The organism is Streptomyces sp. NPDC028419 (assembly GCF_055565515.1).
Window position 1 is genome coordinate 16,210 of sequence record NZ_JBVHUE010000026.1, and the last position, 23,781, is coordinate 39,990.

The window sequence follows — 23,781 nt, forward strand, 5'->3', positions numbered from 1 at the left end:
CCTAAGTTCCAGGATGATTACATCGCCATTATTGGATTGTCCTGTCGTTTCTCGGGTGCGTCCAACCCGGCGGCTTTATGGCAGCTCCTCAGCGAGGGGAACGCTTCGGTTTCCGGTGTGCCCGACGGGCGCGCCGACTCGGAACTGAACCGTCGCGGTGGTTCCGGAGAAGGCGAACAGGGTCTCCGCGGCGCTTTCCTGAGCCGTGTTGACGAATTCGACCCCGGCCTCTTCGGGATTTCTCCGCGCGAGGCCGCCGCGATGGATCCGCAGCAGCGCCTCGTGCTGGAACTGGCGTGGGAGGCCCTGGAGGACTCCGGAATCTCGCCCGTCGCGCTGAAGGGCGAGCCCGCGGGCGTCTTCGTCGGCTCGATGTGGGACGACTACGCGATGCTGGCGCACCGCCGCGGAGCCTCGGCACTCGGCCAGCACGCCATGACCGGACTGGCCCGGAGCGTCATCGCCAACCGGGTCTCCTACGTACTGGGCCTGCGCGGACCCAGCATGACCGTGGACTGCGGGCAGTCCTCCTCACTGGTGGCCGTGCACCAGGCGGCGCAGGCCCTGCGCACGGGTGAGTGCTCCGTGGCCCTGGCCGGCGGCGTGAACCTCATCCTCGCCCCGGAGAGCTTCGCGCGCTCCGAGCATTTCGGCGGCCTCTCTCCCGACGCGGAATGCCGGACTTTCGACGCGCGGGCCAACGGATACGTGCGGGGCGAAGGCGGCGGTCTCGTCGTCCTCAAGAAGCTGTCGCGCGCCCTCGCCGACGGCGACCGGGTCCTCAGCGTCATTCGCGGCAGCGCCGTGAACAACGACGGCGGCGGAGAAGGTCTTACCGCCCCGAGCCGTGAAGCGCAGGAAGAAGTCATTTCCCTGGCGTGCCGCCGGGCCGAAGTGAACCCCGCCGAAATTCAGTACGTCGAGCTCCACGGCACCGGAACCCGGCTGGGCGACCAGATCGAGGCGTCCGCGCTGGGAGCGGCAATGGGCACGGGTCGCGCGGAGCGCGATGCCCTCCGGGTCGGGTCGGTGAAGACCAATCTCGGCCACCTCGAAGGCGCGGCCGGTATTGCCGGACTGATCAAGACCGTTCTCTCGATCAAGAACAGGCTCATACCCGCGAGCCTCAATTTCACCGAAGCGCCCACCGGTATTCCCCTCGATTCGCTTCGTCTGCGCGTGCAGAAAGAACTGGAACCCTGGCCCGACGAGAGCACCCCACTTCTGGCCGGTGTTTCCTCATTCGGTATGGGCGGAACGAATGCGCACGTGATTCTCGAACAGGCTCCGGAGATCGATATCGAGCCTTCGGTGACGCCGGCGATTGCGGCTCCCTCAGTGGTGCCGTGGGCGATTTCCGGGCGTGGAGTTGACGGATTGCGCGGACAGGCTGCGCGATTGTTGTCACGGTTTGAAGCGGACCCTGATCTGTCGCCGGTGGATGTGGGCTGGTCCTTGGCTTCGGGGCGGGCGGAGTTCGAGAACCGCGCCGTCGTCACGGGCGCTTCCCGCGAGGACTTGACGGATGCGCTGAGCGGTCTCGCACGCGGTGAGTCGGTCCCGGGTGTGGTGGTCGGTCCGGGCGGTGTCGCGGGTGGCGGTCGGCTGGCCGTGTTGTTCTCGGGTCAGGGTTCGCAGCGGGTCGGTATGGGGCGGGAGTTGTACGAGCGTTTCCCCGTCTTCGCGGGGGCGTTCGACGAGGTCTGTGCGGTGTTGGACCGGGAGTTGTCCGGTCATGTGAGGGGTGGGGTGCGCGAGGTCGTCTTCGGTGAGGGCGGTGCTGAAGGGGCCCTGGACGAGACGGTGTTCACCCAGGCGGGCTTGTTCGCTGTTGAGTGGGCGCTCTTCCGGCTGGTGGAGTCGTGGGGTGTGCGGCCGGAGTTCGTGGGGGGCCACTCCATCGGTGAGCTGGTCGCCGCGTGTGTGGCGGGTGTGTGGTCGCTGGAGGACGCGGCCCGTCTGGTGGCCGCGCGTGGTCGTCTGATGCAGGCGTTGCCGGTGGGTGGCGCGATGGTGGCGGTGCAGGCGTCCGAGGTGGAGGTCTCGGAGCTGCTGGTGGATTGCGCGGATCGGGTGTCGATCGCTGCGGTGAACGGTCCCTCGGCGGTGGTGTTGTCGGGTGATGAGGATGCCGTGCTGGAGGTGGCGGCGGTCCTCAAGGACCGGGGGCGCAAGACGAAGCGGTTGGTGGTGTCGCACGCGTTCCATTCGCCGCGGATGGACGCGATGTTGGAGGAGTTCCGGGAGGTCGCGGCGGGTCTGTCCTACGGTGCGCCGGTGATTCCGGTGGTGTCGAATGTGACGGGTGCGGTGGCGTCGGCGGAGGAGTTGTGTTCGCCGGAGTACTGGGTGCGGCACGTGCGCGGAGCGGTGCGTTTCGCGGATGGTGTCGAGGCTCTTGCGGCTCAGGGCGTCTCCGTGTTCGTGGAGTTGGGTCCTGATGGTGTGTTGAGTGCGATGGGTGCGCAGTGCGTGTCGGACGGTGTGTTCGTTCCGGTGCTGCGTGCGGGTCGTGGGGAGGAGCGTTCGTTCGTCGCCGGTGTGGCGCGTGCGTGGACGCACGGTGTCGCGGTGGATTGGACGCGGGTGTTCGAGGGGACGGGTGCGTCCCGGGTCGACCTGCCGACGTACGCCTTCCAACGCCAGCGCTACTGGCTCGGTGGAGTCGAGCGGCCGTACGACGAGGCAGCGTCCGAGACCGAGACCGAGTCCGGGGTCGGCGAGTCGCCGTCCCCGCGACAGCCCGAGCGACGCCAGTCGTTCGAAGAGATCGTACGGACGCAGGTCGCGACGGTCCTGGAGTACCGATCGGCCGACGCGGTCGATGTGACGCGCACCTTCAAGGACCTGGGCTTCGACTCCCTCACCGCGGTGGAGCTGCGGGACCGGCTGATCGAGACGACCGGATTGCGCCTGCCCGCCTCGCTGATCTTCGACTACCCGACGCCCAGTGCACTGGTGCGCCACCTGGACGGTGAGCTGACGGATTCGCCGTCCACGCAGGACGCCGCGATCGCGCCGGACCTGTCGGCCGAGCCGATCGCCATCGTCGGCATGGGCTGTCGGCTGCCGGGAGGCGTGACGTCCCCCGAGGAGCTGTGGGACCTGGTCTCGGAAGGCCGGGACGGCATCTCCGCCTTCCCCGTCGACCGGGGCTGGGACCTCGACGCGCTCTACGACGCGGACCCGAGCCGCTCCGGGACGTCGTACGTACAGGAGGGCGGCTTCCTCCACGACGCCGCCGAATTCGACCCGGGGTTCTTCGGGATCTCGCCGCGCGAGGCCCTCGCCATGGACCCCCAGCAGCGCTTGCTGCTGGAGACGGCCTGGGAGGCCTTCGAGCGGGCGGGCATCGACCCCGCCTCCGTACGCGGAAGCCAGGCCGGCGTCTTCGCCGGAGCGATGTCCCAGGACTACGGCGCCCTGCTGCACGAGGCGACGACGGACGGACTCGACGGCTACCTGCTGACCGGCAAGGCAGCGAGCGTGATCTCCGGACGGCTCGCCTACTTCCTCGGCCTCGAAGGCCCGGCGGTGACCGTGGACACGGCCTGCTCGTCCTCCCTCGTGGCGCTGCACCAAGCCACCCAGGCCCTGCGCTCGGGCGAGTGCTCGCTGGCTCTGGCCGGTGGCGTGACGGTGATGGCCACGCCCGGGATGTTCGTGGAGTTCAGCCGGCAGCGCGGGCTGGCGACGGACGGGCGCTCGAAGGCCTTCTCCGACGCGGCCGACGGCACGTCGTGGGCCGAGGGCGCGGGCATGTTGCTGCTGGAGCGGCTGTCGGACGCCCGGCGCAACGGACACCCGGTGCTGGCCGTGATCCGCGGCTCCGCGGTGAACCAGGACGGTGCGAGCAACGGTCTGACCGCGCCGAACGGTCCCTCGCAGCAGCGGGTGATCCGCGCGGCCCTCGCGAACGCCGGTGTGTCCGCGGCGGAGGTGGACGTGGTGGAGGCGCACGGCACCGGTACGACGCTGGGCGACCCGATCGAGGCGCAGGCACTGCTGGCCACCTACGGACAGGACCGTCCGGCCGAACGCCCCCTGTGGCTCGGCTCGTTGAAGTCCAACATCGGCCACGCGCAAGCCGCCGCTGGTGTGGCCGGCGTGATCAAGATGGTGCAGGCCCTGCGCCACGGAGTCCTGCCCCGCACCCTGCACGCGGGTGAGCCGTCGACGAAGGTGGACTGGTCGACCGGCGCGGTGGAACTCCTGACGGAGGCCCGCGACTGGCCGGTGGCCGAAGGCCGCCCGGCCCGGGCGGGCGTGTCGTCCTTCGGCATCAGCGGCACCAACGCCCACCTCATCCTGGAGCGGGCCCCGGAAGCCGAGCCCGAGCCGGCCGCCACGGCGGCCGTGGTACCGACCGCGGTGCCGTGGGTCCTCTCCGGACGCGGCGCCGAGGCCGTGCGCGGACAGGCGGCGCGGTTGCTGTCACACATGGTGAACGACACCGACCTGTCCCCGGCGGACGCGGGCCTCTCGCTCGTCTCCGGACGGGCGCGGTTCGAGAACCGCGCCGTGGTGACCGGCCGCGACCGCGAGGAACTCTGCGCACGCCTGGGCCAGTTGGCCCGCGGCGAGGAGTCGTCCGGCGTGGTGGTCGGACCGGTGGACGGCGTGACGGCCGCATCCGGCCGCCGAGTGGTGTTCGTGTTCCCCGGCCAGGGTTCGCAGTGGGCGGGCATGGCGGTGGAACTGCTCGACGCCTCAACGGTGTTCGCCGACTCGATGGCGGAGTGCGGCCTGGCCCTGGCCGAGTTCGTGGACTGGGACCTGGAGGACGTGGTCCGTCAGGCCCCCGGCGCGCCGGATCCGGAGCGCGTGGACGTGGTCCAGCCGGTGCTGTGGGCGGTGATGGTGTCACTGGCGGCGCTCTGGCGTTCGTACGGTGTGGAGCCGACCGCGGTGGTCGGACACTCGCAGGGCGAGATCGCCGCGGCCTGCGTCGCGGGCGGACTGTCCCTGCGGGACGGCGCCCGGGTGGTGGCGCTGCGGTCGCAGGTCATCGCCGGGAGCCTGGCCGGACACGGCGGGATGATGTCCGTGGCGCTGACCGCGGAGCAGGCGGCCGAGCGCATAGCCGGGTGGGGCGGGCGGCTGTCGATCGCCACGGTCAACGGGCCGACCTCGGTCGTCGTGGCCGGCGAGCCCGACGCACTGGACGAACTGCTCGCCACCTGTGAGGCGGACGGCGTTCGCGCCCGGCGCATCGCCGTGGACTACGCCTCCCACTCCTCGTACGTGGAACTGATCGAGGACGAGCTCGCCCAGGTGCTGGGCGAGATCTCTCCCGTGTCCTCGCGCGTGCCGTTCCACTCCACCGTGACCGGCGGGGTGATGGACACCGCGGAAGCGGATGCCGGGTACTGGTACCGCAACCTGCGCCGGACCGTGCGCTTCGAAGAGACGGTGGGCGCTCTCGTCGAGGACGGGAACACCGTCTTCGTCGAGGTGTCGCCGCACCCCGTGCTGGCCGTCGGGGTCCAGGACACGGCGGAGTCCCGTGGCGCCGAACAGACCTGTGTGGTCGGTTCGTTGCGCCGTGACGAGGGTGGCCCCGAACGCTTCCTCACCTCGCTCGCCGAGGTCTGGGTCCACGGCGTGGACGTGGACTGGGCGCGGGCCTTCGAGGGGACGGGTGCGTCCCGGGTGGACCTGCCGACGTACGCGTTCCAGCGGGGCCGCTACTGGCTGCAGGCCCCGGCAGCAGCCGCACGTCGTGCGGAGGCGGCCGTCGCCCGGCCGGTCGACGAGGTGGACGCGCGGTTCTGGGAAGCCGTGGAGAGCGAAGACCTGTCCTCGCTCCTCAGCACGCTCGACGTGTCCGGCGAGCAGCCCTTCAGCGCCGTCCTGCCCGCACTCTCCGCCTGGCGCAAGGGCCGGCGTCAGCAGTCGGAGCTCGACGGCCGACGGTACGACGTCGCCTGGAAGCCGCTGTCCAGCGGATCGCATTCCGTAGCGAACCCGGTGCTGACCGGGATCTGGCTCCTCGTGGTGCCGGCCGACCTCGCCGACGACGCGTGGGTGACGGCCGTAACGGGCGGGCTCGCGGCGCGGGGCGTACGCACCCTGCGGCTCGCGGTGCCCGCGGACACGGACCGGGCCGGTCTGACCCGGTCGCTGTCCGAGCTCGTGGAGGGCGCCGCGGAGCCGGTCGCCGGCGTGTTGTCCTTCCTGGCGTTGGACGAGTCGCCGCACCCGACCCACGAGGGAGTGTCGGCCGCGATGGCCGGGACCCTGGCCCTCGTACAGGCCCTCGCCGATGCCGGCGTCGAGGCCCGGCTGTGGTGCGCGACGCGCGGAGCGGTCGCCGTGACGCGCACGGAGCGGCTCGCCGGTGCGTCCCAGGCGCAGGTGTGGGGTCTGGGCCGGGTCGTGGCGCTGGAGCACCCGCAGTCGTGGGGCGGTCTGGTCGATCTGCCGCAGGTCCTGGACGCCCGCGTGGTGGAACGCCTGTGCGGCGTGCTGGCCGCGGCGGACGGCGAGGACCAGGTCGCGGTGCGGGCCTCCGGGGTCCGGGTGCGCCGTGTGGTGCGTGCCGCGCGTCCCTCCGGGGCGGCGGACGGTTGGTCGCCGCGGGGAACGGTCCTGGTCACGGGAGGTACGGGCGCGCTGGGCGGGCACGTCGCCCGCTGGCTCGCCGCTCACGGGGCGGAGCACGTGGTGCTCGCCTCGCGGCGCGGGCCGCTGGCGCCGGGGGCCGACGTCCTCGGGGCCGAGCTGACGGATTCCGGTGTCGGGGTCTCGGTGGTCGCGTGTGACGTGGCCGACCGCGATGCGGTGGCCGAGCTGCTCGCCTCGCTGGGTGAGCGGTCGAAGACCGGTGAACTGCCGCCCCTGACCGGTGTCGTGCACACCGCGGGCGTCCTCGCCGACGGCGTGATCGAGACGCTGACCCCGGAACACCTGGCGTACGTACTGCGCTCGAAGGTGGACGGCGCACGGCACCTGGACGCACTGACGCGGTCCCTGGACCTCGACGCCTTCGTCCTCTTCTCCTCCGTCATCGGCGTCTGGGGCAACGGCGGCCAGGCCGCCTACGCGGCGGCCAACGCCACCCTCGACGCGCTCGCCCACGACCGGCACGTCGACGGGCTGCCCGCGCTGTCCCTCGCCTGGGGCACGTGGAGCGGCGGCGGCATGGCCGACGCCGAGACCGACGAGCGGATGAGCCGGCGCGGACTGGTCGCGATGGCACCGGAGAGCGCCGTGGCGGCCCTCGCCGACGCGGCCGGGCACGACACGCCGTTCCTCGCCTTCGCCGACGTCGACTGGGAGCGCTTCGTCACGCAGTTCTCCGCGACCCGGCGCAACCGGCTCTTCGACGAGATCCCCGAGGTGGCCCGCAGGGCCGCCGGCTCGACGGCGGGCGACGCCACCGCGGACCCCGACCTGCCCGAAAAGGACCTGGGCCGCCGACTCGCCGGGCTCGCCCCCGGCGAACAGGAGCGGACGCTCGCCGAGTTGGTGCGCACGCACGCGGCGGCGGTGCTCGGTCACTCCGGCGTCGACGCGATCGCGACGGGACGCGCTTTCAAGGAACTCGGCTTCGACTCCATGCGGGTCATGGAACTGCGCAACCGCCTGAACGCGGCCACCGGGCTGCGGCTGGCCACCGGGGCGGTCTTCGACCACCCCACGGTCACGCTCATGGCCCGTCACCTGCGCGCGGAACTCGTGGGCACGCACGAGGACGCGGCCGCCGAGCCGCTCGCGGCGCCCCTCGCCGCACCGCGGGTCACCACGGCCGACGAGGACGACCCGATCGCGATCGTCGCGATGGGGTGCCGCCTGCCCGGGAACGTACACACACCGGAACAGCTCTGGCAGCTCCTCGACGAAGGACGGGACGTCGTCTCCGGCTTCCCGACCGACCGCGGCTGGGACCTGGAGAACCTCTACGACCCCGATCCGGACCGGCCGGGCCGCAGCTACGCACGGGAGGGCGGCTTCCTCCACGAAGCCACCGAATTCGACCCGGCGTTCTTCGGGATCTCGCCGCGCGAGGCCCTCGCCATGGACCCCCAGCAGCGCTTGCTGCTGGAAACGGCCTGGGAGACCTTCGAGCGGGCAGGGATCGACCCCGCACGCCTGAAGGGCAGCATGACCGGCGTCTTCGCCGGCATGACCTACCAGGACTACGGCGCACGACTGCACGAAGCCCCGGAATCGGTGGAGGGATACCTCCTCACGGGCAAGTCGTCCAGCGTCATCTCGGGCCGCATCTCCTACACCCTGGGGCTCCAGGGCCCCGCGGTGACCGTGGACACGGCCTGCTCCTCGTCCCTGGTGGCCATGCACCTGGCGGCGCAGGCGCTGCGCTCGGGCGAGTGCACGCTGGCCCTCGCGGGCGGCGTGACGATCATGCCCGCGCCCGGCATGTTCATCGAGTTCAGCCGACAGCGCGGGCTGGCGGCGGACGGACGCTCGAAGGCGTTCTCCGACGCGGCCGACGGCACCTCGTGGGCCGAGGGCGCCGGCCTGCTCCTCCTGGAGCGGCTGTCGGACGCGCGGCGCAACGGGCACCCGGTGCTCGGACTGCTGCGCGGCTCGGCGGTCAACCAGGACGGCGCGAGCAACGGCCTCACCGCGCCCAACGGGCTGTCCCAGCAGCGGGTGATCCGGGCCGCGCTGGCCAGCGCCGGCCTGTCGACGGCCGATGTGGACGTCGTGGAGGCACACGGCACGGGCACGTCGCTGGGCGACCCGATCGAGGCCGAGGCGCTGCTGGCCACCTACGGCCAGGACCGTCCGGCCGATCGGCCGCTGTGGCTCGGCTCGATGAAGTCCAACATCGGGCACACGCAGGCCGCCGCGGGCGTCGTCGGCGTGATGAAGATGCTCGTCTCCATGCGGAACGAGGTGCTGCCGCGCACGCTGCACGTGGGCGAGCCGTCGTCGAAGGTGGACTGGTCGGCGGGCGCGGTCGAGCTGCTGACGGAGGCGCGCGAGTGGTCGCGGGACGAGGAGCGTCCGCGTCGTGCGGGCGTGTCGTCATTCGGCGTGAGCGGTACGAACGCCCACGTCATCCTTGAGCAGGCACCGCAGGAGCAGGAGGCGGCCGAGGAGTCGGAGCCCGTGGCTCCGGCGGTGACGCCGTGGGTGGTCTCCGGCCGCGGGGTCGACGGGCTGCGCGCGCAGGCGGCGCGGTTGGTGTCCCGGGTCGAGGGTGACGCGGACCTGTCGCCGGTGGACGTGGGCTGGTCGCTGGCTTCGGGCCGGGCGGAGTTCGAGAACCGCGCCGTGGTCACGGCCGCTTCGTCCGACGAGCTGACGGACGCCCTGAGCGCCCTGGCACGGGGCGAGTCGGCACCCGGTCTCGTCGAGGGTCCGGGAGGCGTCGTTGGTGAAGGCCAACTGGCCGTGTTGTTCTCGGGTCAGGGTTCGCAGCGGGTCGGTATGGGGCGGGAGTTGTACGGGCGTTTCCCGGTGTTCGCGGGGGCGTTCGATGAGGTGTGTGGGGTGTTGGACCGGGAGTTGTCCGGTCATGTGAGGGGTGGGGTGCGCGAGGTCGTCTTCGGTGAGGGCGGTGCTGAAGGTGCCCTGGACGAGACGGTGTTCACCCAGGCGGGCTTGTTCGCCGTGGAGTGGGCGTTGTTCCAGCTGGTGCAGTCGTGGGGTGTGCGGCCCGAGTTCGTGGGCGGTCACTCCATTGGTGAGCTGGTCGCCGCCTGCGTGGCCGGTGTGTGGTCGTTGGAGGATGCGGCTCGTCTGGTGGCTGCGCGGGGTCGTTTGATGCAGGCGTTGCCGGTGGGTGGCGCGATGGTGGCGGTGCAGGCGTCCGAGGTGGAGGTCTCGGAGCTGCTGGTGGATTGCGCGGATCGGGTGTCGATCGCTGCGGTGAACGGTCCCTCGGCGGTGGTGTTGTCGGGTGATGAGGATGCGGTGCTGGAGGTGGCGGCGGTCCTCAAGGGCCGGGGGCGCAAGACGAAGCGGTTGGTGGTGTCGCACGCGTTCCATTCGCCGCGGATGGACGCGATGTTGGAGGAGTTCCGCGAGGTCGCGGCGGGTCTGTCCTACGCCGCGCCGGTGATTCCGGTGGTGTCGAATGTGACGGGTGCGGTGGCGTCGGCGGAGGAGTTGTGTTCGCCGGAGTACTGGGTGCGGCATGTGCGCGGAGCGGTGCGTTTCGCGGACGGTGTCGAGGCTCTTGCGGCTCAGGACGTCTCCGTGTTCGTGGAGTTGGGTCCTGATGGTGTGTTGAGTGCGATGGGTGCGCAGTGCGTGTCGGACGGTGTGTTCGTTCCGGTGCTGCGTGCGGGTCGTGGGGAGGAGCGTTCGTTCGTCGCTGGTGTGGCGCGTGCGTGGACGCACGGTGTCGCGGTGGATTGGACGCGGGTGTTCGAGGGGACGGGTGCGTCCCGGGTCGACCTGCCGACGTACGCCTTCCAACGCCAGCGCTACTGGCTGGAGACGGGAGCCGGCACCTCCGATTCGGTATCGGTCCTCGGAATGGAGCCGGCCGCGCACCCCTTGCTGGGTGTGGCCGTCGAGCTGCCCGACTCGGGCGCGGTCGTGTTCGCGGGTCGGCTGTCGCTGCGCACGCATCCCTGGCTGGCGGACCACGCCGTCGCGGACGCCGTGCTGCTGCCGGGAACCGGCTTCGTGGAGCTGGCCGTAGCCGCCGGTGACCGGGTCGGGTGCGACACCGTCGAAGAGCTGACCCTCCAGACGCCGCTGATCCTTCCGGAGACGGGTGGCATCCGGCTGCGGGTCGAGGTCGGCGGTCCGGACGACTCCGGCCGACGCGACGTGACCATTCACTCGCGGCCGGACGACTCCGCATTCGGCGAGGAGTGGACGCGTCACGCGACCGGTGTGCTCGTCATGGCCGAGGGGCACACGCCTCCCGCGCACGACCTGACCGTATGGCCTCCGGAGGGTGCGGTGGCCGTCCCGACGGAGGACCTCTACGAGGACTTCGCCGACACCGGCTACGACTACGGCCCGGTGTTCCGGGGCGTACGGGCGGCATGGCGACGCGGCGACGAGGTCTTCGTCGACGCCGCGCTGCCCGACGAGCAGCAGGCCGAGGCCGCCGCGACGGCGCTGCACCCGGCGTTGCTGGACGCGGCCCTGCACGGGCTCCGGCTCGGCGACTTCTACCCCGAACGGACCACCGTACGACTGCCGTTCGCGTGGCGCGGAGTCTCGGTGCGCGCCGTCGGAGCGTCGAGGGTACGTGTGGCACTGGCCCCGGCGGGCGGTGACGCCGTCTCGGTGACGGTGGCCGACCACACGGGTCAGCCCGTGGCGGGAATCGATTCGCTGGTCCTGCGACCGGTCGAGCCGGGTCGGCTCGATGCCGGCCGTCGTAGCGAGGAACTGTTCCGCGTGGAGTGGGCGCCGTCCCGACGGACCCCGGCCACGCCGAACGGGACCGGGGCGAGCGGGGCGGTCGCCCTGGTCGGCCCCGACGAGTTCAAGCTGTGCGTCCAGCTCGGCGAAGAGGGGGGCCCGTACGCGGGTCTCCAGGCCCACGCCGATCTCGCCTCGCTGGTCGAGGCGGTCGAGGCGGGTACGGCGACCGTGCCGGACATGGTGCTGCTCGCCTGCGTCAGCGGGCACGGCTCAGGTCACGGCACCGGACGCGGCACCGCATCGGACGTCGAGCGGACGGCAACGGACGTGCGTACGGCCGTGGTGGATGCCCTGACGGCCCTGCGGGGGCTGCTGGCGGACGACCGCTTCTCGCAGACCCGACTGGTCTTCCTCACCCGGCACGCCGTCGTGGCGCGCCCGGGAGAGCGTCCCGACCTGACGAACGCCCCCCTGTGGGGTCTGGTCCGGTCGGCACAGGCGGAGAATCCCGGCCGTTTCGTCCTCGTCGACGTCGACGACGCCGAAGCGTCCTACCTGGCCCTGCCGGCCGCGCTGACGACCGACGAGCCGCAGTTCGCGGTGCGTGACGGCGAAGTGCTGCTCCCGCGAGTGGCCCGGATGACCCCGACCCCGGCGGCGCCGGGCGCCGGGAACGGGGGCCTCGCCCTCGATCCGCAGGGCACCGTCCTGATCACCGGAGCCACCGGTGCGCTCGGCGCGATGTTCGCGCGGCACCTGGTGTCCGAACACGGCGTACGGCAGCTCCTGTTGCTCAGCCGGCGCGGCCTCGCGGCCGACGGCGCCGCCGAACTCCGGGCGGACCTGACCGCCCGGGGCGCGGAGGTGACGTTCGCCGCCTGCGACGTCGCCGACCGCGAGGCGCTCGCGGACGTGCTCGCCGCGATTCCCGCCGGGCATCCGCTCACGGCGGTCGTGCACGCGGCCGGCGTGCTGGACGACGGGGTCATCACGACCATCGCCCCGGAGCAGATCGAGCGGGTGCTGCGGCCCAAGGTCGACGCGGCCCTCCACCTGCACGAGCTGACACAGGGCACGGACCTCTCCGCGTTCGTCCTGTTCTCCGGCGCGGCGGGCACGCTGGGCACGGCCGGCCAGGGCGTCTACGCCGCGGCCAACGTGTTCCTCGACGCCCTGGCCCACCACCGCCACACGCTCGACCAGCCGGCCCAGGCACTCGCCTGGGGCCTGTGGGCCGAACGGAGCGGCATGACGGAGCGGCTCGGCGAGGGCGCCGTCCAGCGCCTGGCCCGCATGGGCATCGGCGCGCTCGACTCCGAACGGGGGCTGGCGCTGTTCGACGCGGTCACGGGGGCGAGCGACCCGGTGGTCCTGCCGATGCGACTGGACATGGCCGCACTGCGCGCAGGCGCCGCCCAGGGGCAGCTGGTTCCCGCGGTCCTGCGGGGGCTGGTGCGCCAGCCCGCCGTGTCCGGGTCGGCGGCGAACGGCGACGGCCGCGCCGCGTCCGGTGCCGGTTCAGCTTTCGGTGCGGTTCCGAGGACGGGCGCCGGGGCGGCGGCGGGAGGCGCGGACGGCTTGCGGCAGCGGCTCGCCGAGCTCGGTGAGGACGAGCGCCGACGGGTCCTCACCGACCTGGTACGGACCCACGCGGCCACGGCCCTCGGCCACGCCACACCGGCCGGGGTCGAGGCGGGACGGCACTTCAAGGACCTCGGCTTCGATTCGCTGACGGCGGTCGAACTGCGCAACCTGCTGAACGGAGCCACCGGGCTGCGGTTGCCCGCGACCCTGATCTTCGACTACCCGACCCCGGGAGCCCTGGCCGCCCACTTGACGGCAGAGCTCAGCCCGCCCGACGCGATGACGCCGGCCGAACTCGGACTCCGAGAACTGGACGAGCTGGAATCCGTACTGACGGCGCTGACCGAAGACGATCCGTTCCGAGGACGCATCCAGTCCCGATTGCAGGACCTGCTGGCGCGGTGCGGCGCCGGCACGACGGGTGGTGGAAGCCACGCCACCGCGGTGACGTCGGAGCCTTCCGCCACGTCCGTGGCCGATCAACTCGACTCGGCGAGCGACGACGACCTGTTCAGCTTCATCGACGAACAGATGTGAGCTCCGGCGTTGCTGGGCCGCTCGGGTCAACTTCCGGCGCGGCATCAAATCTTGAAACACTGAGAGGGACGACGGGGATGTCGAACGAGGAAAAGCTTCGGACCTATCTGAAGCGCGTCACAGGGGATCTGCACCAGGCCCGGCAGCGACTGCAGCAGATGGAGGAGGAGAGCACCGAACCCATCGCGATCACCGCGATGAGCTGCCGCTACCCGGGCGGCGTGGAGTCGCCCGGAGACCTCTGGGACCTCGTGGCCGCCGGCGGCGACGCCGTGACCGGATTCCCGGACAACCGCGGCTGGGACCTCGACGGCCTGTACGACCCGGACCCCGAGCACAAGGGCACGTCCTACACCCGTGAGGGCGGCTTCCTCCGCGACGCGGACCAGTTCGACCCGGCGTTCTTCGGCATCAGCCCCCGCGAAGCCATGACCATCGACCCGCAGCAGCGACTGCTGCTCGAAACCTCCTGGGAGGTCCTCGAACGGGCCGGGATCGACCCGGCGTCGGTGCGCGGGAGCCGAGCGGGCGTGTTCGCGGGCGTGATGTACGACGACTACGGCGCGGCGCGCATCTACGGCGGCACCGCCGACGAGTTCGAGGGCTACCTCATCAACGGCAGCGCCGGCAGCATCGCTTCGGGCCGGGTCGCGTACACGCTGGGCCTCGAAGGCCCCGCGGTGACGGTGGACACGGCGTGCTCGTCGTCGCTGGTCGCCCTGCACCTGGCCGTGCAGGCCCTGCGCAGCGGTGAGTGCACGCTCGCCCTCGCGGGTGGCGTGACGGTGCTGTCCACGCCGTCGGTCTTCGTGGAGTTCAGCCGGCAGCGCGGGCTGGCCGTCGACGGCCGCTGCAAGTCCTTCTCCGACGGTGCGGACGGCACCGGTTGGGGCGAGGGCGTCGGCATGTTGCTGCTGGAGCGGCTGTCGGACGCCCGGCGCAACGGGCACCCGGTGCTGGCCGTCATCCGCGGCTCCGCGGTGAACCAGGACGGTGCGAGCAACGGTCTGACCGCGCCGAACGGTCCCTCGCAGCAGCGCGTGATCCGCGCGGCCCTCGCCAACGCCGGTGTGTCCGCCGCTGATGTGGACGTGGTGGAGGCGCACGGTACGGGTACGACGCTGGGCGACCCGATCGAGGCGCAGGCGCTGCTGGCCACCTACGGCCGGGACCGCTCGGCCGAACGGCCGCTGTGGCTGGGCTCGTTGAAGTCGAACATCGGTCACTCGCAGGCCGCCGCAGGTGTGGGCGGCGTGATCAAGATGGTGCAGGCGATGCAGAACGGGGTGCTGCCGCAGACCCTGCACGTGGGTGAGCCGTCGTCGAAGGTGGACTGGTCGGCGGGTGCGGTCGAGCTGCTGACGGAGGCGCGCGAGTGGTCGCGGGACGAGGAGCGTCCGCGTCGTGCGGGCGTGTCGTCCTTCGGCGTGAGCGGTACGAACGCCCACGTCATCCTTGAGCAGGCTCCGGAGCCCGCGGCTGCGGTGGAGCCGGCCGAGCCGGTGGAGCTGGTCGTGCCGGTGGCGGTGCCGTGGGTGGTTTCCGGGCGCGGGATCGACGCGTTGCGGGGGCAGGCGGCGCGTCTGCTGTCGTGCGTCGAGGGTGACGCCGGGCTGTCGCCGGTCGATGTGGGACGGACGCTGATATCGGGCCGGGCCGCGCTGGAAGACCGCGCTGTCGTGGTGGCCCCCGGCCGCGAGGGCCTGATCGAGGGCCTGGGCGCGCTGGCCGGTGGCCTGCCGAGCGCCGGTCTGGTCGAGGGCTCCGTCGCCGCGGGCCGTGACCGGGTGGTGTTCGTGTTCCCGGGTCAGGGTTCGCAGTGGGCCGGGATGGCGGTGGATCTGTTGGATTCCTCGCCGGTGTTCGCGGAGCGGATGGCCGAGTGTGGTCGGGCGTTGGCTGAGTTCGTGGACTGGGATCTGCTTGATGTGGTTCGCCAGGTCGAGGGCGTGCCGTCGCTTGAGCGGGTGGATGTGGTCCAGCCCGTCTCCTGGGCCGTGATGGTCTCCCTCGCGGAGCTGTGGCAGTCCTTCGGTGTGAAGCCTTCCGCCGTGGTCGGTCACTCGCAGGGCGAGATCGCCGCGGCTTGTGTCGCGGGTGGGTTGTCCTTGCGGGATGGTGCTCGTGTGGTGGCGCTGCGGTCGCAGGCCATTGCTGGTTCGTTGGCTGGTCTGGGCGGGATGATGTCGGTGGCGTTGCCGCTGGCGGAGGTCGAGTCTCGTCTGGTGCGTTGGGCGGGTCGGCTTGAGGTCGCGGCGCTGAATGGTCCGACCTCTGTCGTGGTGGCTGGTGAGCCGGAGGCGTTGGACGAGCTTCTGGCGGAGTGTGAGGCGGGGGGTGTTCGGGCCCGCCGGGTTGCGGTGGATTACGCCTCGCACACCTCTCACGTGGAGCGCATCGAGGACGAGTTGGCCAAGGTGTTGGCGGACGTGCAGCCCGTGGCTGCGCGGGTGCCGTTCTTCTCCACGGTGGAGGGGGATTGGCTGGACACGACGGTTCTCGATGCCGGGTATTGGTACCGGAATCTGCGTCAGACGGTCCGTTTCCAGTCGGCCGTGGAGGCGTTGGGTGAGCAGGGCTTCGAGGCGTTCATCGAGGTCAGTGCGCACCCCGTACTGACGATGAGCGTGCAGGACCAGGCGGAGTCCGCCGTGGTGGCGGGCACGTTGCGCCGTGGTGAGGGCGGTCTGGAGCGGTTCTACGCCTCGCTCGCCGAGGTGTGGGTGCAGGGCGTGGACGTGGATTGGGCCGGTGTGTTCGAGGGGACGGGTGCGTCGCGGGTCGAGCTGCCGACGTACGCGTTCCAGCGGCGCCGGTATTGGCTCGACGCCCCGGCCGGAGCCCGCGGTGACATGGGATCGGTCGGCCTGCTGTCGACGGAGCACCCCATGCTCGGAGCGGCGATGGACCTTCCCCATTCCGAGGGTGCCGTCTTCACCGGTCGGCTCTCGCTGCGCACGCACCCGTGGCTGGCCGATCACGCGGTCGGTTCCACCGTGCTGCTGCCGGGGACGGGCTTCCTGGAGCTCGCCGTAAGGGCGGGCGACGAGGTCGGTTGCGGGGTCGTGGAGGAGCTGACCCTCGAAGCCCCGCTCACCCTCCCGGAGAGCGGTGGCCTGCACCTGCGGGTGACCGTCGCCGAGCCGGACGGGACCGGGCGGCGTGCGGTGAGCGTGTACTCGCGCGGCGATTCGGCGTCCTTCGAGGAGACGTGGACCTGCCACGCCACCGGTGTCCTCGCGGCAGGCGGTTCGCAGCCGTCGGTGGATCTGGCGACCTGGCCCCCGGCCGGTGCCGTCCCGGTGGACACGGCGACGCTGTACGACGACCTGTCCGAGGCCGGGCACGGATACGGCCCGGTGTTCCAGGGCGTACGGGCGGCGTGGCGGCGCGGTGCCGAGGTGTTCGCCGAGGTCGCGCTCCCGGAGGAGGCACAAGGGGACGCCGGTCGGTTCCGGCTGCATCCGGCCCTACTGGACGCGGCGTTGCACGGTCTGCGACTGGGCGGATTCTTCCCCGACGGCCTGGCACGGCTGCCGTTCGAGTGGCGCGGCGTGTCGCTGTACGCGGCCGGCGCGTCCGCCCTCCGCGTCCGTCTGGCGCCCGCGGGCGCCGGCGCGGACACGGGCGCCGTGACCGTCGCGGTGGCCGACGGCGCCGGCCACCCGGTGGCATCGGTCGACTCGCTGCTCACCCGGTCCGTCGACCCCCAGCAGCTCGCGGCCGCGCAGAGCGCGCAGCGCGACGCGTTGTACCGCGTCCAGTGGACCCCGGCGCAGCAGGGGGTTCCGGCCGGCGCCGGGGCCGCGAGCCGCGCGGGATGGGCCTTCATCGGTGCCGCCGCGTCCGGGACGAGTGCGTCGTACGGAGACTTCGCCCTGCTGGCCGAGGCGGTGGGAGCGGGCGCTGCCGTGCCCGACACCGTCGTGGCCCGGCTCGGCGCCCCGGCTGCCGACCCCGACGCTCCGGCCGGTTCGGCCCGCGCCGCCCTGCACCACGCGCTCGCGCTGACGCAGGCGTGGCTCGCGGACGAGCGGTTCGCGGCCTCCCGGTTGGTCCTGGTCATGCGTGGCGCGGTCACCACCGGGCCCGACGACATCGCACCCGACCCTGCGACCGCCGCGGTGTGGGGCCTGCTGCGCGTGGCGCAGACGGAGAACCCGGGCCGGTTCGTGCTCGTGGACGCGGACGCGGACACGGAAACGGACGGGGAGGGGCTCCTCGGCGACGTCCTGGAGCGGGTGCTCGCCGCTGACGAGGCGCAGGTCGCCGTGCGCCGCGGGGAGTCGTACGCGCCCCGACTCGTGCCGGCCTTCCTGCCCGCGCGGGAAGTCCTCGAAGGCGAAGCCCCGCGGTGGGGTGCGTCGGACGGAACGGTCCTTCTCACCGGCGCCACCGGAACCCTCGGCGGTCTGGTCGCCCGACACCTCGTCGCGGAGCACGGTGTCCGGCACCTGCTGCTCGTCAGCCGCCGCGGCGACGCCGCTCCGGGCGCGGCCGACCTGGTGGCCGAACTGTCCGGGCTGGGGGCGGACGTCTCCGTGGCCGCGTGTGACGTGGCGGACCGAGTCGCCCTGGCCGACCTGCTGGACCGGATCCCGTCCGAGCATCCGCTGACCGCCGTCGTGCACGCGGCAGGTGTGCTCGATGACGGCCTGTTCCCCGCGCTGACTCCCGAGCGGGTCGACCGCGTACTGGAGCCGAAGGCCGACGCGGCGTGGAACCTGCACGAGCTGACGCGCGACCTGGGACTGTCGGCGTTCGTCCTGTTCTCCTCGGCGTCAGGTGTGCTGGGAACCGCGGGTCAGGCCAACTACGCCGCCGCGAACGCCTACTTGGACGCACTGGCGGCCGTACGGCATGCCGAAGGGCTGCCGGCCACGTCGCTGGCCTGGGGCTTCTGGGGACAGCGCAGCGCCATGACGGGCCGGCTCGCCGAGACGGACCTCGCCCGCATCGCACGTTCCGGCCTGGTCGCCCTGTCCTCGGAGGACGGACTCGCGCTCTTCGACGCCGCGGTGGCGACCGACGAGCCGCTCCTGCTGCCCGTGCGGTTCGACGTGGCCGCGTTGCGCGCTTCGGACGCTCCCGTGCCTCCGGTGCTGCGCGATCTGGCCCGGGGACCGGTGCGCCGACGCCGGGCCGCGGAGGCCGGCGAGGCCGCCACCGGTCTGGCCCAGCGGTTGTCGGGGCTCCCGGAGGACGAGCGACTGCGCGTGCTCGCAGAACTCGTACACGGGCACGTCTCGACCGTGCTGGGACGGGGCCCGTCGGACGCGGTGGCGCAGGACCGCCCGTTCAAGGAGCTCGGATTCGACTCGCTGATGGCCGTCGAACTCCGGAACCGACTGAACGCGGCGACCGGGCTGCGACTCCCGGCCACCCTGGTCTTCGACCACCCCACGTCGGCCGTTCTGGTCCGCCATCTGCTCGGCGAACTGGCGCAGTTGGCCGACGGAGCAGCAACGCTCGCATACGCCAATGCCGTTGCTCCCTCAAGCGTCGCCGCGGACGACGCCCCGATCGCCGTCGTCGCGATGAGCTGCCGGTTCCCCGGTGACGTCGCGACGCCCGACGAGCTGTGGGACCTGGTCATGGCGCGCACGGACGCGATCACGCCGTTCCCGATGGACCGCGGCTGGGACCTGGAGAACCTGTACGACCCCGACCCGGACCACCAGGGGACGAGCTACGTCCGCGAGGGCGGCTTCCTGCACTCCGCGGCGGAGTTCGACCCGGGGTTCTTCGGGATCTCGCCGCGCGAGGCCCTCGCCATGGACCCGCAGCAGCGGCTGCTCCTGGAGACCTCGTGGGAGGCCTTCGAGCGGGCGGGGATCGCCCCGGCCTCCGTGCGCGGCAGCCGGGCGGGCGTCTTCGCCGGCGTGATGTACAACGACTACGGATCGCGGATCCGGGTCGCCCCCGAAGGGTTCGAGGGCACCCTCGGCGCGGGCAGCGCCGGCAGCGTCGCCTCCGGTCGTGTCGCGTACACGCTGGGCCTCGAAGGTCCCGCGGTGACGGTGGACACGGCGTGCTCGTCGTCGCTGGTCGCGCTGCACCTGGCGGTGCAGTCGCTGCGCAACGGTGAGTGCACGCTCGCCCTCGCGGGCGGCGTGACCGTGATGTCCACGCCGTCGGTCTTCGTGGAGTTCAGCCGGCAGCGCGGGCTGGCCACGGACGGGCGCTGCAAGTCCTTCTCGGACGCGGCCGACGGTGCCGCCTGGGCCGAGGGCGCGGGCATGCTGCTGCTGGAGCGGCTGTCGGACGCCCGGCGCAACGGGCACCCGGTGCTGGCCGTGATCCGTGGTTCCGCGGTGAACCAGGACGGTGCGAGCAACGGTCTGACCGCGCCGAACGGCCCCTCGCAGCAGCGGGTCATCCGGGCCGCGTTGGCGAGTGCGGGTGTGTCCGCGGCCGATGTGGACGTGGTGGAGGCGCACGGCACGGGTACGACGCTGGGCGACCCGATCGAGGCGCAGGCGCTGTTGGCGACGTACGGGCAGAACCGCCCGGCCGAACGGCCGCTGTATCTCGGTTCGTTGAAGTCGAACATCGGTCATACGCAGGCTGCCGCGGGTGTGGCCGGTGTGATCAAGATGGTGCAGGCGATGCGCAACGGGGTGCTGCCGCAGACCCTGCATGCGGATGAGCGGTCGTCGAAGGTGGACTGGTCGGAGGGTGCGGTCGAGCTGCTGACGGAATCCCGTGAGTGGGTGCCCGGTGCGGCTGACCAGGTCCGTCGTGCGGGTGTGTCCTCGTTCGGTGTGAGCGGTACGAACGCGCACGTGATCCTTGAGCAGGCTCCTGAGGTTGCGGTGGAGGTCGCCGAGCCGGTGGCGGCTCCGGTGGCTCCGGTCGCGGTGCCGTGGGTGCTGTCGGGCCGGAGCGTCGAGGCGCTGCGGGACCAGGCCGGGCGGCTCGTGTCGTTCGTCGAGTCCAGCGGTGCGGGCCTGTCGTCGGTGGACGTGGGCTCGTCGTTGGCATCCGGACGGAGCGCGTTCGAGGAACGCGCCGTGGTGATCGGTCGTTCTATCGCTGAACTCACCTTCGATCTAGGTGCGTTGACTCGTGGCCTGCCGGCTACTGGCCTGGTGGAGGGTGTGGTTTCGGGTTCTGCGGGCCGGGTGGTGTTCGTCTTCCCGGGTCAGGGTTCGCAGTGGGCCGGGATGGCGGTGGATCTGCTGGGTTCTTCGCCGGTGTTCGCGGAGCGGATGGCCGAGTGTGGTCGGGCGTTGGCGGAGTTCGTGGACTGGGATCTGCTCGATGTGGTTCGCCAGGTTGAGGGTGCGCCGTCGCTTGAGCGGGTGGATGTGGTCCAGCCCGTTTCGTGGGCGGTGATGGTCTCGCTGGCCGAGTTGTGGCAGTCGTTCGGTGTGAAGCCGTCTGCTGTGGTGGGTCATTCGCAGGGTGAGATCGCCGCGGCTTGTGTCGCTGGTGGGTTGTCTTTGCAGGATGGTGCTCGTGTGGTGGCGCTGCGGTCGCAGGCCATCGCGGGAAGCCTGGCTGGGTTCGGCGGGATGATGTCGGTGGCGTTGCCGCTGGCGGAGGTCGAGTCTCGTCTGGTGCGTTGGGCTGGCCGGCTGGAGGTCGCGGCCCTGAACGGTCCGACCTCGGTCGTCGTCGCCGGTGAACCCGAGGCACTGGACGAACTCCAGGCCGAGTGCGAGGCGGAGGGTGTTCGGGCCCGCCGCGTGGCGGTGGACTACGCCTCGCACACCTCGCACGTGGAGCGCATCGAGGACGAGCTCGCCAAGGTGTTGGCGGACGTGCAGCCCCTGGCCGCGCGGGTGCCGTTCTTCTCCACGGTCGAAGGCGACTGGCTGGACACGACGGCTCTCGATGCCGGGTATTGGTACCGCAACCTGCGCCAGACGGTCCGCTTCCAGGGCGCGATCGAGGACTTGGTCGCACAAGGTCACGGCACCTTCATCGAGGTCAGCGCACACCCCGTACTGACCATGAGCGTCCAGGACCAGGCCGAATCCGCAGTCGTGGCGGGCACGCTGCGCCGCAATGACGGCGGCCTGGACCGCTTCTACGCCTCGCTCGCCGAGGTATGGGTGCAGGGCGTCGAGGTCGACTGGTCGCGGGTGTTCGAGGGGACGGGTGCGGCGCGGGTCGAGCTGCCGACGTACGCGTTCCAGCGGCGCCGGTACTGGCTCGACGCCCCGGCGGCCGCTGAGGCGGTTGTCGACCGGGCGGAGGCGGCCTTCTGGGAGGCGGTCGAGGGTGGGGATCTGAAGGCGTTGGCATCTGCGCTGGACGTGTCCACCGAGGAGCCCTTGAGCGCCGTGCTGCCCGCGCTGTCGTCGTGGCGACAGCAGCGACGCGAGCGATCCCGGCTGGACGGCTGGCAGTACCGGGTCGATTGGCAGCCGGTGTCGAAGGAGTTGCCGTCGCGACTCTCGGGGAACTGGCTGCTGGTGGTGCCCACGACCGGGGCCGAGGCTGCCGAGCTGGTGGCGCCCGTGACGGAGGAACTGACCCGGCGCGGCGCCCTGGTGACGACGATGCAGTGGGATGCGGACTGCGTCGACCGGGCGGAGATGGCCCGGTCGCTCGACGAGGCCGTGCGTTCCTGCGATGGCCAGCTCACCGGTGTGTTGTCGCTGCTGGCGTTGGATGGTTCGTCGTCGGGTGTGGTGGGTGGTGGTCTGGCGGGTTCGTTGGCTTTGGTGCAGGCGTTGGTGGGTGCTGGGGTCGAGGGGCGTTTGTGGTGTGTGACGCGTGGTGCGGTGGGGGCGGGTGAGCTGGTTTCGGCTCCGGTGCAGGCGCAGGTGTGGGGTTTGGGGCGGGTGGTGGCGTTGGAGCACCCGGAGTTGTGGGGTGGTCTGGTGGATCTGCCGGAGGTTGTGGACGCGCGTGTGGTGGAGCGTTTGTGTGGGGTGTTGTCCGGGGTGGATGGGGAGGATCAGGTCGCGGTGCGGGCTTCTGGGGTTCGTGTGCGGCGTGTGGTGCGTGCGGGGCGGGTGTCGGGGGCCTCGGGTGGTTGGTCGGGGGGTGGGACGGTTCTGGTTACGGGTGGTACGGGTGCGTTGGGCGGGCATGTGGCTCGTTGGTTGGCGGCGCGTGGGGTGGAGCATGTGGTGCTCGTGTCGCGTCGTGGGCCTTCGGCGCCGGGAGTTGATGTTCTTGGTGGCGAGCTGACGGATTTGGGTGTGGGGGTCTCGGTGGTTGCGTGTGATGTGGGTGATCATGGTGAGGTGGCCGGGTTGCTCGCCTCGTTGGGTGAGCGGTCGGCGGCTGGTGAGTTGCCGCCGTTGTCGGGTGTGGTGCATACGGCGGGTGTTCTTGATGATGGTGTGATCGAGTCGTTGACGCCGGAGCGGTTGGCGTTCGTCTTGCGGTCGAAGGCGGATGCTGCGCGGCATCTGGACGAGTTGACGCGGGGTGTGGACCTGTCGTTGTTCGTGATGTTCTCGTCGATGGCGGGGGCGGTGGGTGGCGCTGGTCAGGGTAATTACGCGGCGGCGAACGCGTTCTTGGACGCGTTGGTGGAACAGCGTCGCGGGCTCGGACTCCCCGGCACCTCCATCGCCTGGGGCGCATGGTCCGACGGCGGTCTGGCCGCGGGCGTGGGCGAGGAGCGACTCCAGCACGGCGGCATCCTTCCGATGGCGCCGGATGACGCGGTGACCCTCCTGGGCGAGGCCCTGGAGCAGGACGAGAACTGCCTCATCGTGGCGGACGTCGACTGGAAGCGGTTCGCTCCCAGGCTCGCGACGGGCCGGCCGGCACCACTGATCACCGGGATTCCCGAAGCCCACGACACCCTGCGGGCGATGGATGCCCAGGGCACCGTCTCCGATGTGGATCCGAGCGGGGCGCTCCGCGCCGAACTGGCCGGTCTCACGGCCGCCGAGCAGGACCGCAAGGTGCTCAACCTCGTACGCGCACAGGTCGCGGACGTGCTCAGCCACCCCAACTCCGATGCGATCACGGCCGATCGGGCCTTCAAGGACCTCGGCTTCGACTCCCTGGCCTCCGTCGAACTCCGCAAGCGCCTCAACCGGGTGACCGGACTGCGGCTGGCGGCCACGATCGCCTTCGACCATCCGACCCCGCGAACCCTTGCCGACCACCTGCTGAGCGAACTGAAGCTCGGCGGTGGCCCCAAGCGCTTCGACATCGTGCTCGGGGACCTCGACCGGCTCGCCTCCGAGCTGACCGAGCTCGTCCCGGAATCCGAAGAGTCCGCCCGCGGCGAGATCTCGCTCCGGCTGAAGGCACTGCTCCAACTGTGCAGCGGTGCGACGGACGAAACCGTCACCGACACCTCCGCGGCGGAGAAGTTCGCCTCGGCCTCGGACGACGACGTCTTCGACTTCATCAGCAACGAGCTCGGCATCTCCTGAC

General features: G+C 71.6%; 1 protein-coding gene and 1 pseudogene. Both read left to right on the plus strand.

Features of this window, described 5'->3' with window-relative positions; all coding sequences use genetic code 11:
- Nucleotides 1–15: 15 nt before the first annotated feature.
- Nucleotides 16–13,425 (plus strand): annotated as a pseudogene (locus tag ACZ4UB_RS27355) (type I polyketide synthase); the annotation flags it as partial.
- A 77-nt stretch (nucleotides 13,426–13,502) separates the two neighbouring features.
- Complete coding sequence (locus ACZ4UB_RS27360; RefSeq protein ID WP_468074055.1) at nucleotides 13,503–23,780, plus strand: type I polyketide synthase; 10,278 nt, start codon at nucleotides 13,503–13,505, stop codon at nucleotides 23,778–23,780.
- Nucleotide 23,781 lies beyond the last annotated feature (1 nt).